The following is an 18,020-nucleotide window of genomic DNA, read 5'->3' on the forward strand; positions in this document are numbered from 1 at the left end:
TAATACGCCAAAAGTACTGCGAAACCGAAGCAGTACTTTTTTGTGTAGACAAGATAGTAGAACTATGCATATAGACATAAGATGATTGCTTCGTCAAATTAACAATTATAAATTGTTTTGGACACCTACTTTCTTTTATTAATATCAATTGAAAAGCTGATATTAAGATAAAGTCCTTTATTTAGTTGAACAAGGCGAAGAAATATGGAATTTATTGTTATTTGTATTTAGTATAATGTTCTTGACTATGTAGAGGCCTACTTACAGTGGAACTATTTTAAAATAATTTGATGCTCTTCTCTGTTATTAATTAAGAATACAAATCGTTTTAAGAATAGGAAGTAGGTTCTCTATGTAGAACTTATTGTTGGAAGGGAGTTATGACCATTGGAATGATGAAAAAGTATAGTAAAAGACTGTTTTCTGGCTTGATGGTTACTCTGTTGCTAGGAGGAAATCTTATTAGCTCCGTCGGAGCCTATGCAGAAACAGTACCAATAGAACCAAAGATTGGGGAAACAACTGGTGGTGAATCACCTACACCACCAAATGGGGAAAAGGAAACTTCATTTCCTGGTTTGCAAGACAATCTACCAAAACCAGCAGAACCACCAGTAAAAGAACCAACAAAGGTTGAATCACCTACTGAGGCACCCAAGGCCGAAGAACCAAAAGTGGATTCGAAAGCTGAAGCTGAACCAAAGGAAGAACCTGCTAAAGAAACCGAATCAGAGGAAGATGATGAAGAATTACCTCAGCTTTCTAATCTGGAAGCAGGCGATAGCCCTGAGGCACCTAATGAAGGTTCAGAAGAAGTAACGCTATATGAAGCATATATAGGTTCGTCCCATATTTGGATATCAATAACTCATCCAGACAGAATAATAACTCTTCACATCGGTGCAGGAGATTTTAATAACGATCCAACCCGAACCCATGCTCCTTGGGAGCGTGATTGGCCTTTTAGAGATAGACAAGGGATAAACAAAATTAAAATTGAAGGGCCACTGATTTTACCCGTAGATTCAAATAGAATATTTGCAGGATTTAGTGACGCTGAAGTATTTGAAGGAACCAATTATTTAAATACTTCTTATGTTGAAACCATGCAGGAAATGTTTTCTTATTCAGGCTTTAAAAAGCTGAATTTATCTAGTTTTAATACGTCTAATGTTGTCTATATGGATAGCATGTTTGCGGGTGATACTGAGTTACAAGAAGTAAACGTCTCTTCATTTGATACAAAAAGGGTTAGAAACTTTGACTATATGTTTTGGAACACGAAGATAACTAGCTTAGACTTATCACCTTTTGATTTTACTAGGAAAACAGCAACAGACTTTGTGGGAGGGAAAACTGCCCTAACTAAAATAACGCTTGGTCCTAATACACGCTTACGTCCAAATCTAGATTTGAATATACCACCAAATAAGGTTTGGTTGAGCACATCTGAATACAGGGATCCTATTACTACAAACATACTTTTAAGTGCATATAATAATTTTATTGAACAGTTGATAGGTACTTGGGAGCTTGGAGATGGAAACACAGCCAACATTTTTACAAAGGATTTAACTTTGTATTCGGATAGTAAAGGTGTTGCAGTAGGAAGCTCTCTAAATACAAGTGATAGTTTATACAGTTGGGAACCAAAAGATAGCTTTGTATCTGCATATGATAGTTCGGGTCGTCCTTTAAATTTTTCGCAAGTAAAAGTAGACTCTTTTAAATTAAGCTAGCGTCCAGGAACCTATCCAATTACTTATAGTTTTGAAGGAATTACAAAGACGGCAACAATTACAGTAAAAGATATTTTAGAAAAACCAGTAACTGTTCATGTAAACTATGTTAGTAATGAATTTGATGATATGAGGCCTATTAAGGAAACCACGTTAAAAACAACCTTTGGTAAACCTTATAATGTCATGGGGGATGTTAAAGATCCATATATGTATGCTATTGAAGGAGCAGACCTGACTGACAATCTAATAGACAAAGTGCCGAATGCCATCAGAGCAAAGCTTATATACATGCCCTATGATGATAAAGATAAAGCTTATCGATACCTTGCATATTTACCTTCTTGGGAAGATAATCAAACTGTAACAATTGTATTGAAATCTAATCAAAACACACCAAAGATAGAGATAAAACCGTTAACCTTTAATTTAGGACAAAGTATTCCTAATAGCTTTAATAAAGAAATAACGAGTATCAAGTTAGATTGGGATACAAGTAACTTTTATGTTGATAGAGTTGATAAGGATAACCACCCAGTAGGAAGAGGCAGTGTATCTTATCCAACAGATGTTGAGAAACCACCCGCAATAGAGATAAGTAAGCTATTTGAATATTCATCAACAGTTAATAAGTTATTTGATTATAGTGCCTTAACAAGCACCGTAGGTGCTAAAACATTGAATGTATCTGTTGGAATAAACATGCGCTATTCTTGTAGTAAGCCTTTAGTTGATGGTGTATTACCTTACGAAGCCCCGTTTATTGATACTAAGGTTGTTACTAATGTGGATGTGCCAGTAACTGTGCAATTGGGTAATGCTTTAGATTTTAAAGCTAGTTATAATCATCATAATTTTAGTTTAGTATCTGATTGGAATTCTGACCCAGATAAATTTTATATAAAAGCATTGTTAGCGGGCGCACATAGTAATACAATAATTCACCCTAGTTATGCAACTCCATATTATTCTATAGGATATTATTCTGGTTCTGGAAATCTTTCATTGACTAATAATCCTTCTGAATATGTAAGTATAAATGGAATTAAAACAGCTGGCTATGCGGTTAATGCTCTTGGCGTACACACATTTAATAAAAGTGATACTAATATTATTAAGGTCTATCATGCTGAGGTAATAGCGTGGACTAATACGTTTCATTTAATTACTAATAATAAATCTGTAGCTGTTAAAAATCTAGTTACTCCTTCTTTAATAAATAACAATACTTTCTTTGAAATGACGGCAGATGGCTATAAACTGTTAACTCTAAATCAGTTAACATCGAAAAATAATCAATCTATCTTTAAAAACGCTTCACATACTTATTTAGATACACATGTGAAAGAGTTTATTGATATTGATAGATATCCTGGCTTAAGTGTCAGATGGTCGGAATATCCAGATACTAGCACCGAAGGTGCTAAAACAGGTAAACTACTAGTGACACAAAAATCGTCGACTGGTAAGGACTTAACGTATGAATACCCGGTGAATGTAAACGTAGTTCCTGGTTCCGTTCAACTACAGGTATCAGATATCGCTCATTTTGATGATATCACCATTGATGGGAAAGCTAAGCTCATCAAATCGCCAGATTTTAACGCAAAGATTATCGATACTAGGTATGTTAGAGGAAATGATTTGAATCTAGAACATAGATATCCTGTTGAAGCCACGTATAACATCACTGCAAAGATCGCTGATAAGAATGAAAACTTAGCTCCATATCTTTCTTATACTGACGTATATTATTATAGGGACGTCATAAAGCAGGAACCTGGTTTTAACGAAGCAGTGAATTCTGACAATGAAGATGAGTTATATAATTTTATGGTTAAAAAAGTCCCTAAAATAATAGATACGATAGATTATAGTATATCTCCTATTATTTATGCTGATTTAGAGGGTGAGCCGCTGACAACTTATTTATTTACAGGTAGACATACTGATAGTTTTGACGAAGAGCTTTTGGGACATGGATTAGCAATAGCAATCCCAGAGAATGCCCCACTAAAGCCAGGTAAATATAGTGCTACGATTTCGTGGGATATTGCGGAGGTGCCTTAGCGATGAAGAGAAAACAGTTTAAACAATATAAACAATCATTGTTGCTTTACCATAATGAAAAATATTAAAACAACCATTACATTAGCAGGATTAATTACTAAATGAAAAAAGCAAATGCAAACAAAGAATAGCGTTTTCTATCATAAACGAAAGGAACAATAGTAGAATTCTAGAAAAGCATTTCTCTATGAGTAGTGCAATTCCTACTCATTAACAAAAAAGATTGGAATGACTTCTCAAACAAACCAGCTCAAAAAAATCGAAAACAAGAACCGCCAGACGAACGCTTGTTTGTTTGGCGGTTTTTTAACTAAATCATATATGATAGTTTTATAGAAATTAAAAGAAAGGAACCCCCGTTCATGAGGCAAACGAAGCTAGAAAAAGAACGGTACCAGAAAAAAGTTGAATTATTACGGTAAGTGCTAATAGGCATTTACATTTAACTTCTCTAAGTATTCTACTAGGCAAGATACTCCCATGTTAGATAGAAACAAGTACAGGGAGTTCATATAGATATCATTCAAATTAAAAAGCACTAGGAATAGCTCTATATAGCCATTCTTAATGCTTTCGTATTAGTTTTCATTCGTTTCTCTTTGTACTACTGGTTATCTAAGGATTGATAGGTGGCACTACAAAAAGGACGAAAATTGCGTTTTGCGGGATTTTCCTGTGTGGGGTAGGTCAAGTGTAGGGCAACGTATTTTCGGACGCTGAGGATAAAATTTGGGTTGTTTTTGATGGTCGAATAGCCAAGGAAAGGCTGTACCATGCGGATTCACACCACTATTCGTCCTTTTAAGATAAGGACTCCTGAGTGTGAGGAAAGTACTATAATATTTTTTGTTCTATCGATTAAATGTTTATCTGTCGAATCTATTTCTGTATTTTCTGTAGTGCTTGCTGTATTTGCGATCGTATTGTGCATCTTTCTTGACCATATTCTTAAAGAGCATGTTTTTAATGCCGATTACCATGACTTATAGTAAAATGTCATAGAATAAAACACTGCCTACTGGTGCACCTGTAATGACACCAAAGAAAAATACCCCGACCAGGAAAAGAATGAGTAAGTTTTTCAAATAATCATATCCTTGATAGGTGGGGAATCGGAGATATTAGAGATAAATAAACTTTCTTATTAAGATATGGTTACATTCAATTTTGAATATTAGGATAATGATTTGGTTGTTTACAGATAGTGGAGTTTAATATATAATGAACTGTACTGCGATTGATGGAGGTCTGGAAATGAGATTAGATAAGCATAAAATCTTGTTAAAAATGCAAGATTTAAATATAAGTACTCAGGAAGAATTAGCTAACGAAGTTGGAATTAGCAAAAGTCAACTTTCATCCATGTTTTCATCTAGTTATAATCCTGTTAAAACTAGAGTGGCAAAGTTAGCAGAAGTGTTAAATACATCTGTGACTAATTTACTTACTGAAGAAAATGAAGAAAGTGAATTTAATAGATATGATTTTCGATTAGAAAAATACGGTGATGTGAAAGATGTTGTACCAAACAGAGATTATAGTATTTTAGAAACCTTTGCAGGTGCAGGTGGTCTAGCTCTAGGGTTAGAGAAAGCTGGTTTTAAATCAAAAGGACTTATAGAAATTGATAAGCATGCCACTGAAACACTAAGAAGAAATAGGCCTTCTTGGAAAGTATTTGAAGGTGATATTGAAGAAATATCTAATATTGGCATTAAAAATTATATCCAGTCTGATGAAATAGATGTTTTGAGTGGTGGTTATCCGTGTCAATCCTTTAGCTATGCTGGTCAAAGAGAAGGATTTGGAGATACTCGAGGGACTTTGTTTTATCCTTATAGTAGAATTTTATCTGATTTAAAACCTAAAGTTTTTATTGCTGAAAATGTGAAAGGTTTAGTTAATCATGATAAAGGTAAAACGTTAGATACTATGCTAAAGGTGTTTCAAAAAGAAGGATATACCGTATATTGGAATGTTTTAAATGCTTGGAATTATGATGTAGCTCAAAAGAGAGAAAGAATTGTAATTATAGGCATTAGAAATGACCTAGTCTCTAAAGAAAAGTACCCCTATGTCTTTCCAGAAAAGCAGTCTTATAAGCCAGTATTAAAAGATGTGTTGAGTGATGTTCCAAGAAGCTTAGGGATGGAATATTCTGAAAGTAAAAAAGCCGTAATGGAATTAGTACCCCCTGGTGGTTCATGGATAAATTTACCTGAAGATATAGCTAAAAAATACATGGGAGCAAGTTGGTATTCTGGTGGAGGCAAAAGAGGGATGGCTCGTAGATTAAGCTGGTTAGAACCTAGTTTAACTTTGACCACATCACCTAGTCAAAAGCAGACAGAACGCTGTCACCCTGATGAAACTCGTCCATTTACTACAAGGGAGTATGCTCGAATTCAGTCTTTCCCTGATGATTGGGAATTTAGCGGTGGAGTTGGAGCTATCTATAAGCAAATCGGAAATGCAGTACCAGTGAATTTAGCTACGTATATAGGTAAATCAGTTATTAATTATCTAAATCAATTTGAAAACTAATTGGAGGTTAATTATGTGGAATCTTACATTTATTTCTGAAGAACAATTAACATTTCATGTTAAAGAGACTATAAAAAAGTACGGTGAAAAGTTAAAACCATTTGACTTAAAGAAGTTTAACAGCAATATTATTGACCCTATAAAACTAATTTTTGATAAAAATGTTTACCAAATGTCTTGGGAAGAAATTATTAAGAATGAGATTTTACGACAAAGAGATAAATCTAGTAATAATGATATTGGTTACTTTCATCAAAATATATTTCAGTATATAGAAGGGTGTGTTGTTCCTAGTAATGGCTGGGATGTTATATATACGAATGAAAATGGAATTGATATTCCAGATGGAAATAAGGTTAATACAGTTTTTGTTGAAATGAAGAATAAGCATAATACTATGAATTCTTCCTCGGCTGCAAAGACGTATATTAAAATGCAAAATCAAGTTTTACAAGATGATGAATGTGCTTGTTATCTTGTTGAGGCTATTGCAAAGAAGTCTCAAAATATTAAATGGGTTGCTACTGTCGATAAGCATAAAGTGCAACACAAATTGATTAGACGTGTAAGTATGGATCATTTTTATTCATTGGTAACAGGTGAGCAGGATGCATTTTATCAGTTGTGTATGGTTCTTCCTGATATAATTGAAAAAGTGTTGTCTAGTTCAACAGAGGTTGTTGCACCAAAAGATTTAGTGTTTGAAGAATTATTAGAAATATCAGACCAGAAAAATATTTCTTTTGTATTAGCCATATATATGCTTGGTTTCAAAGATTATTTAGGATTTAAAAAGAAGTAATCTGCTATTACTCTATATGATTAATGAGCTTAGAAAACTATTTTGTTGCCCGTACCCAAATGAAGAAACCTACTTTTGAGATTTGTACAATTGTCAGCTATGATTTATACCTTTCAAATTTGGTATATCTGTTACGCATGGTAAATTTAAAAGTCTTACTCACTGGGTGGGGTGGATTCAGTATCTAATCTTGAGCTATGGAAAATATCTTTGGTTTTCTAGTGATTTGATTTATCTGATTTTATTTACCATACTTGGAAAGTTTAATAGTTTTATTGATTGAATTCATTATTTCAGTATCTACAAAAATACCCCCACTATCTATGGCATGAAATAGTGGGGAGAAGTAGAACAACTTATCAAAGAGGATTGAAAAGCTAAAAGGAGAAAATACCTATTTTTCATGATAGGTAAATTTCCTCCTTACATTAAATTAGCCTTAATCTACTGAAATTCCATTTGTTTTATCGTTAGTATATTTATCAGGAGTTAGAGCTCTGATAAAAACTTAAAATGGATAATTTTCTGAAATCTCAGAGACAAGACTCTTGATATTCCTTTATTGTTAATGCCCATAGTTCCAAATCAATCCCTTTTGGAACTAAAGGGATGATGTTAGCTTGTTTAGTGCTATCAAAAGAATTCATTCTAATTTTGTGCTTATTTCTACGTATCGTACTTTCTAAATAGCTATTAATTTCAAGGTAGTTCGTATCCATTAAGTACCCCCATTGAGGTGCAGTTTCATCTAAGAAGTCGTACACAGTACTTATCTCTGAGATCCCACTCTCTTTAATAAAGGTACGAATCAGGCGTAGACCTTAGGATTCTTCATTTTGCTGGTACTTAGAACTATATCTACTACTGTTGATATAGTCTCTGATACCGCAGTGGTATTTATTGATGACGTAGCTCCATTAGGGTCTTTCTTTATCTGCATAGTCCATAAAGTCTTTCAACTCTTTGATATTGTTTTCTCTGATGAATGCTCTTGCTTCTCTCATCATGGCAGTTTGTTCTGTCTAACTTGGTCTTAGTATCTCTCTGATATCTAAGCCGTTGAAAGCTTTAATATCTTCTTTCTCATCTTGATGCTTTTCAGGGTTATCAAGATGGAGCCAATACCTTACTGTGCCTACAATAGACTCACAGGGTTGCGGATTTGGTGCATGGAGTTTGCCAGTTATCTTTAGGATTTGTCTGTAAGACTTTAAGATATTGAATTTGATGAGACAATGGTAGTGGGGCTTTTTAGCGCCACCATATGGATTCTCATCTTTATCATGCAAAGGACTATGACCCCATGGAGTCCCGATATCTGTTACAATATATCTCCAATTCTTGGGCGCTGAAACTGGATAGACAATAAATATCCAGTTTCTGTGTCTCTCTGCTTGTGATTTATTCTTATTATTCATTGTTTTAATACCTGCTTTCTTAGTTTATTTCTCTAGCTTCATGGTACAAGCAAGCTCTATGCCTAAAGAGCCTGAATCCCTTGATCCACTCGATTTCTTCCTTAATAGTTGCCACAATCTTTTGTGGGAGTAGTAGTGACAAGGAAATGTTCAGCGTTCAGCCTAGTACTAGAGTCTTGGTTTTCGGTACCCCACAGACAAAGGCTGAGACAGCCACCGCCAATGGAGAAACGTCTCTTGACGTCCTTAGAGCGCTTCTTGGTGTCCTAAAGAAAGAGAGAATCTCTTTCTCTTTCCTCGGAGGAAAATCTGCCTTGCGTCCTTTTTGGCTCTACAGTACCTCTACTCTATTGGGAGAAATGCCGACAAAATGGCTGAAACGAATCTGCCAAGCCTCGTACTACGACCCCAGTAACATACTGATCACTATTCAAAATAGTTGAAAGCCAAGTGTACCAAGGGGGTGACTCTCTTGGTAGGTAGAAAGTCGGTTGTACCAATGGCTAGAGTTATTTTTGTTTGTTCTTTCTCTGTCCTAGTGACTTTTGGCGCCAAAAGTGTGGAACAGTTTGTTGTTTGTCAGGTAGCTACCCTACAGATATTATTTAATGATAGTTACTTCTAGGCAACCCAGTCTATACCACGAATTTTAAAAGTTTTGGGTGGTGAAACCCGTATCTAACTGGTGTTATTTAAGAAGTCATATACGAGCCATTAAAGTCGCTTGACTCAATTTCATCTAGTTATAGGGATTTTGGGTCTTGCCTTATTTACCAGTTGGACTCCTTTGGGTGTTTATTTTTTGGTCAACTCCTTTCGTTATACTGGTTAGATCTCCTATGTCTCTTCTGTTAAAATCTAGAGATAAAATTTCATGTTGCCTATATATTTACTGGAGGGTTGGGCTTTAGGAGGAGGGAAGTATCAAGTTACTTATTTAATGCTTTTCTTCCTGTGATACTGCTGGCTTTAGTTGGCTAGAATAGTTATCTATATGCAGGCTTGATAGTCAGATGGATAATAGAAAAGATGTCAAGCATTTGAGCAAGAATTGAAGGAATAGATTCCGTATCTTACTTAAAATCAGCTTGGCTTTGTGCTACTTTCAGCTTATCTTGAGTCAATCAGCTTAGCTGATGGTTGAGAGGCTGAATTTAGGTGGCTTAGCTATCAGTGGGTGGGAAAGGGTATTTACAATAGAAGAAACTTATATGTATTTGATAGCTGAAAGAAGAGCGGGGAGAAGCAAGAAGCATGGTTGCCTAGAAAAAAGGGAGTACCAATCGGTATCTGTGGTTATTGCTAAAATTCATTTCAAGGTTGCCTGACTGCATCACTGGTGGTGGTTGGAGCAGATGGCTCAAGTAACCATAGCTACATAATTATTTTTTTCATTGCCTAGCAAAGAAGCTGATTTAAAGAAAAAAGTGATGTGGGTGGGGGGTGAATAATCATGTTGCTGGAGATGAAAAAATTATTGGTGTCAGAAGTGATTTTCATCTTCATCTCACAGAAGGTGAAAAAATAGGGTAGCAGATTTCGAAAGAAAACTAGCTGATTTGGTAAGAAGTCCCTCAAAGAGGTAAACGTACCCCAAGTGTGTATCTAAGGACAAATATTAGAGGTTCAAAGTTTGATGTACAAAAAGAGAGTAATGTGGGTTCCTCTCTAATGGCGAAAGCAGAGTGACTAGAAGAAAAGAAGTGATTCTTCTGTTGGTACCCAAAATATCTACGTCATGAGAAGAACCCCCCTACTACACTGTCAGAAGCCGAAATGAAACGAATCAATAAAGAAAACGTCTTTCTGCCTGATGACTTTTACGAGTTGCTTTCGCTACTGAAAAGAGCGGAAAAAGGCAATTATATGGGGTGTGGGTTCTGCACTGATTCAAGCGTTAGATACCCAATGAGTTTCCGACCGTCTACGTATAGTGAAAGTCAGTTTGAGCCATTCATCTTTGTTAGAAATGATTCATCTGGTTAAACTGAATGAGGAAGATACGAGGACAGCAATCATCTAAGGAGATTAATGACATTTTAGATGCCAATTGAGAAATGGTTTGTTATAATTAAAGTGTGTAAACCAATCAGTGGACATATTAATAGGGGGGAAGAATAGATGAGCAACTTACTAAATAATCGATTGTCTGTTTTGATGATTTTACTTTGTATAACAGCTAGTATCTGTATTTGGTTGAAATATCTATTTTTCTACAATCCATATCATGGATCTTTTGACCTTTTAAGGGTAATACTAATTAGTTTAGTTGGAATCATTCCTAGTCTCTATATAAAAAGTATTGGATTAAGGTTACTGTTAATAATCGTCAATGTTTTTTAGGTGTTAGCTTTCTTATTCCGTGGGTATTTTGGGGTATACTAGGGGCATAGTAAGGGTGATTTGTTATGAGTTAATAGTTAGTTTCTTCAAATTTAGTGTATATAAAGAGGATTTAACTTATAATAGTATAGTTTAAATAGGCATGTTCAAGTGTAAAATAAAAGACATTTTAATGAATAGGAGAAAAATATTGAAACGAATAGCTAAAATATTAATAATTCGAACTTTTTAATTTTTATTATTTGTTTTATATATATTGATAATTATCAGTTTTTTTACCGATAGTATAGAGGAAATCAACCACCTAAAGAGTTATAGGACAGTTCTTATTTTTGTATTACTTGGTTTTCAAGTAATTAATACTCAATTTTCCACAAAAGATTCATCAAAACTTGTAAAAACTATGACTGATGAGTAGAGCTCAAAGATGATATAGATAAAAAGAATTAAGTAGGAGAGCAATCGCATGGATAACAGAGAATTAGCAAAAGAGTATATTCATAAACTATACAATCTTTTAAATAAACGTAAAGATAACACATCTGAATTATTGGATATTACTGATGTATTATTACAAGTATATAAAAAATTAGATTCTGTAGAAAATCCAGAAGCACTAGTTAATAGGCTAGTTAATTATATTCGTAGTATGGCTTTGAAGGGAAGAATCCATTTCCCGTCTACAGAAGAGCATCTCATGATAGAACTAGGAGTTATTGGACAAAAAGCTGGATTGAATGGGCTGTACAAAGCGGATTACTCCGATAAATCTCAATTCTATAGTTATTCTGAGTTGTCTCAAATGCCTCGGAGATAGTGATTTGTTTAGCCCTACGCTGACTTTAAATAAATTTGATTATTCTGATTATAAAGACATACCTAAAGGAGAATTGACGTGGGAACAGATTCAAGAATGTAAAGTAAATGCGCCTCTCTTTGATTTGTGGGGTCAAGGATTTGTAACAGTTCGTCGTTTGAAGAATGCAGATAATGTAGGAGCATATTTGACTGCGTATATGGCAGATCTGCCTTTAGAAGATTTAGATGTTCCGTATAACATTGATGAAAATGGAGAAGTCTTATTTGAAGAAGAGTATTTTGAAGAAGAGACTTATGAGCGCTTAGATAAGGCGTTAGCATATACGAAAGGTGTTCAAGTAACAAAATCAAATCAAAAAAAGGCAGTAATTAAAGGAGGTCGTTTACGGTTTTATCCTAGAGGAACACGGTTATTTAATTGTGTTAATTGTGTGGAACCAACGCGTCAAGAAATGTCGTATAGGCAGTTTAAAGAAGTGTTTGGAATTAAAAATACGCAATTAACGTTGCGGAAATCGGTGAAGATAGAAGATGAAGAGAAACGGTATTCTTCTGTCTTAGTTAAAGAACAATATTCTATTGGTACGTATTGAAATCTGTAGGGAAAATTTATTATTAGTGAAAAAAAATGATCCTTTTTATCCTAGATTAGAAGCAGAACTCTATGCTTTAGAAAATCGAGCCTATTTACGAAAATTAGAAAATGAGTATGTAAAAAATCGAAAAGTATGATAGGTTTATTTATGATGTCCTAAATTTATAGAATGGTACTGTTTAAGCTTATTTGTTGATTTTTTTGAGGTTTGTATAGAAGGAGATTCTGGTTTTGAGAAAAAAAATAATTTTGTTTTTGTTTATAGTAGTGTTGTTTGTTAGTTTATTTTTTGTGGTGAAATTGGTAGATAAAAATAAAAAAGAAGCTACATTATCTAGTGCTGTTATGGAAACTTTGAAATATAAAGAGAAAGAAAAAAATTTCTATAGTATAATTAAGCTTAGTAAACCGATCTATATTGATTCAAAGTTGTTAGAGAGTAATTTATGGGTTAACGATGTAGGTAATGTATTCACTAAATTTACTGATGGAGTACGTTCGTTAGATATTTATCGCAATAAAAATAATAAAGAGAATATTGGAGAAGGTGCTTATCAAATAGACGACGAAGGTAAGTATAATGAGGAGTTAATTATTAATGGGGTGAGAGTATTAAATAATTACAATGTAAAATGGGAAAAAGATTATTTATTATTTGTTCCTTCTGATAATATGCCAGAAAAAGAAAAAAGGTCTTTTAAATTGTATCCAGTGAAGATAAATTAATATTGTTAAGGCTCACATTTTATTATTGATGTGCTATTATTAATTCATAATAATACTTATTGGAGGGGTTGTTTTGAAAAAGATTTTTCTGTTATGTTTAGGATTTGTTGCTTTTTTGGTAAGTGTTGATGCTATAAATTTTATGGAAGCCAGCGCTGAAGCGTTTGATGGCCAAGCAGAAGTAAAAATTGTTAATAAGGAGGCTAATGTTGAGGCAATCGATATCGCGAAAAGTTTGGGGGCTTTAGAAAATAGTCCTGTGCCAGTTGAAAATTTAACAACAGAACCTCCTGTAGGAGAAATTTTGTATGAAATTAGACCACAATTACGCGCTGCAAAGCCTTATAAAGAGTATGTTTATCAAGAAATGAGACATAATGGATTTCAGAATGAGCTTAGGTGTGATTATTTAGTTCCAGTAGGGTTTAATTGGGTGGAAAATGGAATTCCGTATTTAAGCATTACGCCAACGTCTTCGTTTACTTTTAGATTTACTCCATATTATAGCGATAGTGGAACAGGTGGTTATGGTACAGGAGGATATTATTGGCGTTTATTTAACATGAAATATCCAGTTAAAAAGGGATATAATACTCAGTGGTTAAGTAATTCAGTTTGGTTATCAGCTTGGAATGGAATTCATTTACTTTATGGTGGTTAGGAATAGTGGTATTTTTGCCCTTAAACTAGAAAGGGCGATAGATTGAGATTAAGAAGTTAATCTAGTACAAGCTATCGGCGCAGGACGAGAAAGGGCAAAAACGGAGAGGGTCAAGTATAAATGTCTGACTGACCAACGGGAAGGAATTTATGCCTTGAGGCACTCCGCTACATAAGGAATTAAGAGAATAACTAGGTAAGCAGGAGGCTCCAGGGAGTTTGAGGGTGGAAAGCCCTCAAGGTTTATGTAATTATTTCTTGTTTGTTTCACGAAAAAGAAGTAAAATAACAGTAATTAAATATTTGCGCATGTTGAAATATAGGCATAACAAAAAAGCCTAGCCAAAAAAAAGAAACAGACCTTCTTTTTTTTGAAATTTCGATTGATACTTGCCGGTATCAATGAAACCACTTCTAAGGCTTTAGTTAGTGAATGACTAATTAATTTTAGTTTCATAGCTAGTATAAGAGAATTAGAAGGAAATTTCAAGATATAAAGAGGAGTCAGTCGAAAAAAAGGCGGATTCCTCTTTTTTTGGTGTTTTTATAACGTGGCAACATGGCTGCGCGAAGATTGTAGCCGCGTCCCCTGCAGCAAGGCGTACACATATCTTCCGTCGACGGCTGTGTTGGCCAAGGGCGCTATGGTCGCCCTTGAGGGAGCCTGAAAGGCGACTAGAAAACGGAGCGAACATGAGTTTAGATGATCCTGACTATCCTACAGATCCAGCAACAATTTTAAATGGAGATGCCCATATCCGTTCTTCATTTTTTGGTGCGAGCGAGAGTTTTATTTTACATGAAGAAAAGTTGGAAATCGGCTCAGTGGGATATATTTATTTTGTGGACTTTGACCAAAACCGAGTAAGAAATAGAACCTGTCATTTCTTGTTGATAGGGGAGTGATTAAATCAGTATCAATAAATTTCTAAGGTACTGATATTCTTTTTAAAAGTATTAGGAAAGTCAAACATCTGGATAAAGATGTAGTACAAACAATGAAAATTAATCAGTTATTTTATTTTAAAAGTAAGTATTAGCATGAAAGTTTTTTCTATTGTTAATAATGACGACCGAATTCTATATCTTTCAAAGAGCTTCTGGATATAAACGAATATAGTAGATCTAACTATTGTTAGATAAATAGTAAAATGACGTAAAAGCTAGTACAACTAACTTTGATGTTTTTTGTATACATTGAAAACGAAAATCTAGTAGTTCGGCTTTTTGTCAATAAGGACTGTGAATTGTACAAAAACAAACAGGGGACTGAAGGATTAATTCTGATTCTTCAGTCCCATAAATTATAGATCCAGTAGTTCAGCATAGCTTCTAAAAAGATATTAAAAAGCTTTTCAAATTATCAAGATATGTAGTGAGACCCGAAAGTTAGACCGAATACCGACTGGAGAAATCTGGTCGGTATTTTTATGCGACGAACCGTTTACGGAATTGAACGGGACTGCACCCTAGTTTTGTCTTTATTCGTTGATGATTATAATAATCAATCCATTCCTCAATTGCTTGTTCTAGTTCTTCGAAACTAGAATAAATAATGCCATGGTAGGTTTCTTGTTTTAGTAAACCAAAGAAATTCTCCATAGGAGAATTATCAAAACAATTGCCTTTTCGAGACATACTTTGAAAGATCTGGTGACTGGTTAATTGCTTTTTGTACTGCTTCATTTGGTACCCCCAACCTTGGTCAGAATGAAAAGTGCGCCGATATGGACAATCTTGCGTTTTATCAATGGCTTCTTTTTGTGCCTCAAGAATTGCTTTGGCATTCGGCTGTTTAGAAATACGGTAAGACAAGATTTCACCATTAAATAAATCAAGAAAAGGATCTAAATAGAGTTTTTTTATTTGAATCTTTCCACTTTGATCACGTTCATAATACTTAAATTCAGAGGTATCTGTTGTTAGCTTTTGATGGGGTACTGAAGTGTAGAAACGACGATGTAGACGGTTTTTTTCGCCATAGCCAACGGTTCCTTTGTAGGAATTATATTTTCTTGATTTACGAATAAATTTTGTCCCTTTTAGGCCAAGTTTACGCATAAGACGACGAATTTTTTTATGGTTTACGTTCAATCCTTGTTCTTTTAAAGCTAATTGAATACGGCGATAGCCATAGTTTCCTTTGTTTTCGTCAAAAATTTTCTTAATCAGGGCTTCTAATTTTTGATTGGGATTTTTTCGCTCAAATCGCTTTTGCCAATACATATACGTCGCTTTAGGAAATTTGGTTGCTTCCAGTAAGATTGTTAATCGGAATTTTTTTCGGAGTTCGTGGATGATTCGGGCATCTCGTTCTTGAGTCGTTCCGGGATATTCATTCCTAAAGCGCGGAGCTTTTTTATGAAGGCTAGTTCCGCTCGCAATAGTTCATTTTCATGTTCTAATTCTTGTTCACGTGTTCGTGTTTTTTTCACCTGAACGGGTTTCTTTTTCTTTGACATAGAAGGTCTTCCTTTCTGTTTTGGTGAAAGCCCTTCTATGCCTGTTTCTAGAAATTTCTGGTGCCAAGCCAAGACTAAGGTATCGTTTGGCAGACCATATTTCAATGCGACAGTCAGATAAGAGTCACCACTCGTTAAATAATAGTGTATGACATCCCGCTTGAATTTGGAAGAGTAATGTTGGTAATTTACTCTTCGATGAAGTGCGTTAAATCCAAATTTCTCGACTGTTTTAACCCATTTACGAACAGTCGAAAGTGAAGCAATATCAAATTGATTCGCTAGTATTCGATAACCTCCTGCGCCATTTTGGTAAGCTTCTACTACTTTTTTCTTGAATGCATAATCGTATTTTGCCAATTTAAATACGCCTCCAAAGTTAGATTTTTTGGTCTAACTTTGGGGGCGCACTACAATATAGTTGCTTTCCTAATAATTCTATATTCAATCATGGTATTATAAATAATGTATAATCGGTATGTAGAAGCATTGCTTCCGTAATGAGGTAATGCTACATTGTTTTAGTCAGTGTTTTTAAGGTATAGTAAGCTGTTCATTTGTTTAAAAAGAGTATGGCTAATAATTTTTTTAATCTAGTATAGAATATAGGGAATACCAACTTTTTTGATTGTTTGGGATATACGTGATGTCGGATACTCATTTTTTAGTAGAAGAGGCTCGATTTAATGAATATTTTAAGTTTATAATAAAAAATATAATAAAAATGTATGAATTACACACTATTTTTAATAAATTACTTACTATAATATAAAACATATTCTTTTGGCTATTTCCAAAAGAACGTTTATTTTATTGATTTAAATAATCATTTATTTGAAACTTTCTTCATGTTGAATTATAAAAACTCATTTTTCTTAGCTAGGTTTAACAATATCTCCTATACAAAAACATATTTAAGATTTGATAATAACTGCAGTAGGCAACTCTGATTTTTGTATCTAACTATTGCTTTTTATTTACTCAATCCTTTTATCAATTATAGAACGTAAGACTTTTTCTCTTAAATCCAATGAATTAATCTTGTTATTTTGTTCATACTCATGTACTAACAAATCACAAATATAAAGTTGTGAAATTTTTCCAGCTAAAGAACCACCATTTAAAAATTCTTCGATTGCTGTTTGTAAAACTAAATCTGCAGATTTTCCTATTGGTGAATGAATATAATTTGTTATAGCAAGTATTTTTGCTCCATTATTTTTTGCAATTTTTAATGAATCATAAGTATCTTTTGTTTTTCCAGATAAAGAAAAGATAATAACTAAATCTTTATCTGTTAACAAAGAAGCAACTTGAGCTTGAAAATGAGGATCTAATACAGCTTTAGCTTGTATTCCGACCCTCAAAAACATACTTTCCAAATCAAGACTAGTATTTCCACTAGATCCCACACCAAAAATATATAGGCTGTTTGCTTGATTAATAAGTTGAATTGCTTTTGTTAATTTGTCTTCATTAATTAAACAAGAAGTAGACTGAAGTACTTCAATCAAACTTTTAGCAACTTCATCGTGGTATTTACCACTAGATGGTTGTTCTTTTTTTTTGCTAAAATCTTCTTTAGCAATTTCAATTTTTAGATCAGAAAAACCAGAAAATCCAAGTTTTTGACAAAAGCGAATGATTGTTGCATCGCCAACATTCGCTTTTATTTTAATATCATTCATAGTGCTGTAAATAATAGATTCTCCAGAGCTAAGGATAAAATCAGCAACTTTTCGTTCCGATTTTGTTAATAAGGGATAATGTTCATTAATTAAATAAATGTAATTCATAAAATCTCCTCTAGAATGTAATTTTTGTTTATTATACACTATAAAA

At 33.9% G+C, this 18,020-nt stretch carries 13 protein-coding genes and 1 pseudogene; 9 read left to right on the top strand and 5 right to left on the bottom strand.

The window, feature by feature from the left end; genetic code table 11:
• The first annotated feature begins 380 nt into the window (after window positions 1-380).
• The 4 genes from IGI80_RS06260 (at window position 381) to IGI80_RS06275 (ending at window position 7,155) form a co-directional block, all read left to right on the top strand.
• Window positions 381-1,739 carry a BspA family leucine-rich repeat surface protein gene (locus IGI80_RS06260; RefSeq protein WP_438722931.1) on the top strand — a complete coding sequence of 453 codons (1,359 nt, stop codon included), beginning with the start codon at window positions 381-383 and terminating at the stop codon, window positions 1,737-1,739.
• 186 nt (window positions 1,740-1,925) lie between these two features.
• Window positions 1,926-3,809 (top strand): hypothetical protein, encoded by a 1,884-nt coding sequence (locus IGI80_RS06265; protein WP_438722933.1) that lies wholly within the window; start codon window positions 1,926-1,928, stop codon window positions 3,807-3,809.
• 1,254 nt (window positions 3,810-5,063) lie between these two features.
• A complete protein-coding gene (dcm, locus tag IGI80_RS06270) occupies window positions 5,064-6,353 on the top strand; it encodes a DNA (cytosine-5-)-methyltransferase (protein WP_438722934.1) in 1,290 nt (429 codons plus the stop codon).
• A 13-nt stretch (window positions 6,354-6,366) separates the two neighbouring features.
• Window positions 6,367-7,155 carry an Eco47II family restriction endonuclease gene (locus tag IGI80_RS06275; protein WP_438722936.1) on the top strand — a complete coding sequence of 263 codons (789 nt, stop codon included), beginning with the start codon at window positions 6,367-6,369 and terminating at the stop codon, window positions 7,153-7,155.
• A 533-nt stretch (window positions 7,156-7,688) separates the two neighbouring features.
• On the opposite strand, the gene IGI80_RS06280 is transcribed toward IGI80_RS06275, so the two are convergent.
• The 3 genes from IGI80_RS06280 to IGI80_RS06290 form a co-directional block, all read right to left on the bottom strand.
• Window positions 7,689-7,874 carry a hypothetical protein gene (locus tag IGI80_RS06280; RefSeq protein WP_438722938.1) on the bottom strand — a complete coding sequence of 62 codons (186 nt, stop codon included), beginning with the start codon at window positions 7,872-7,874 and terminating at the stop codon, window positions 7,689-7,691.
• A 198-nt stretch (window positions 7,875-8,072) separates the two neighbouring features.
• Window positions 8,073-8,162, bottom strand: coding sequence for a hypothetical protein (locus IGI80_RS06285; RefSeq protein WP_438722939.1), 90 nt, complete (start codon window positions 8,160-8,162; stop codon window positions 8,073-8,075).
• 15 nt (window positions 8,163-8,177) lie between these two features.
• Entirely contained in the window at window positions 8,178-8,573 is a 396-nt protein-coding gene (locus tag IGI80_RS06290; protein WP_438722940.1) for a Rep family protein, read from the bottom strand.
• Between the two features lie 2,809 nt (window positions 8,574-11,382).
• On the opposite strand from IGI80_RS06290, the gene IGI80_RS06295 reads away from it, so the two are divergent.
• The 5 genes and pseudogenes from IGI80_RS06295 to IGI80_RS06315 form a co-directional block, all read left to right on the top strand.
• Complete coding sequence (locus IGI80_RS06295) at window positions 11,383-11,733, top strand: bacteriocin immunity protein (RefSeq protein ID WP_438722941.1); 351 nt, start codon at window positions 11,383-11,385, stop codon at window positions 11,731-11,733.
• Between the two features lie 4 nt (window positions 11,734-11,737).
• On the top strand, window positions 11,738-12,328 hold the full coding sequence (locus IGI80_RS06300) for a hypothetical protein (protein WP_438722943.1): 591 nt from the start codon (window positions 11,738-11,740) through the stop codon (window positions 12,326-12,328).
• A gap of 233 nt (window positions 12,329-12,561) precedes the next feature.
• Complete coding sequence (locus IGI80_RS06305) at window positions 12,562-13,056, top strand: hypothetical protein (RefSeq protein ID WP_438722944.1); 495 nt, start codon at window positions 12,562-12,564, stop codon at window positions 13,054-13,056.
• Window positions 13,057-13,129: 73 nt separating this feature from the next.
• Window positions 13,130-13,717 carry a hypothetical protein gene (locus IGI80_RS06310; RefSeq protein WP_438722945.1) on the top strand — a complete coding sequence of 196 codons (588 nt, stop codon included), beginning with the start codon at window positions 13,130-13,132 and terminating at the stop codon, window positions 13,715-13,717.
• 692 nt (window positions 13,718-14,409) lie between these two features.
• Window positions 14,410-14,622: pseudogene (locus IGI80_RS06315) on the top strand (YjbQ family protein); the annotation flags it as partial.
• Window positions 14,623-15,144: 522 nt separating this feature from the next.
• Here IGI80_RS06315 and IGI80_RS06320 read toward each other — a convergent pair.
• Together IGI80_RS06320 and IGI80_RS06325 are read right to left on the bottom strand one after the other, a co-directional pair.
• Window positions 15,145-16,538, bottom strand: a protein-coding gene (locus IGI80_RS06320; protein ID WP_438722946.1) for an IS3 family transposase whose coding sequence is annotated in 2 segments (ribosomal slippage) — window positions 15,145-15,998 and window positions 15,998-16,538 — 1,395 coding nt in all. Because the reading frame shifts where the segments join, the coding sequence is not laid out codon by codon here.
• Between the two features lie 617 nt (window positions 16,539-17,155).
• Complete coding sequence (locus IGI80_RS06325) at window positions 17,156-17,974, bottom strand: MurR/RpiR family transcriptional regulator (RefSeq protein ID WP_438722947.1); 819 nt, start codon at window positions 17,972-17,974, stop codon at window positions 17,156-17,158.
• Between the last annotated feature and the right edge of the window lie 46 nt (window positions 17,975-18,020).

Source organism: Enterococcus sp. DIV1420a, assembly GCF_051712165.1.
In the GTDB taxonomy this organism is placed as follows: Bacteria; Bacillota; Bacilli; order Lactobacillales; family Enterococcaceae; genus Enterococcus; species Enterococcus faecalis.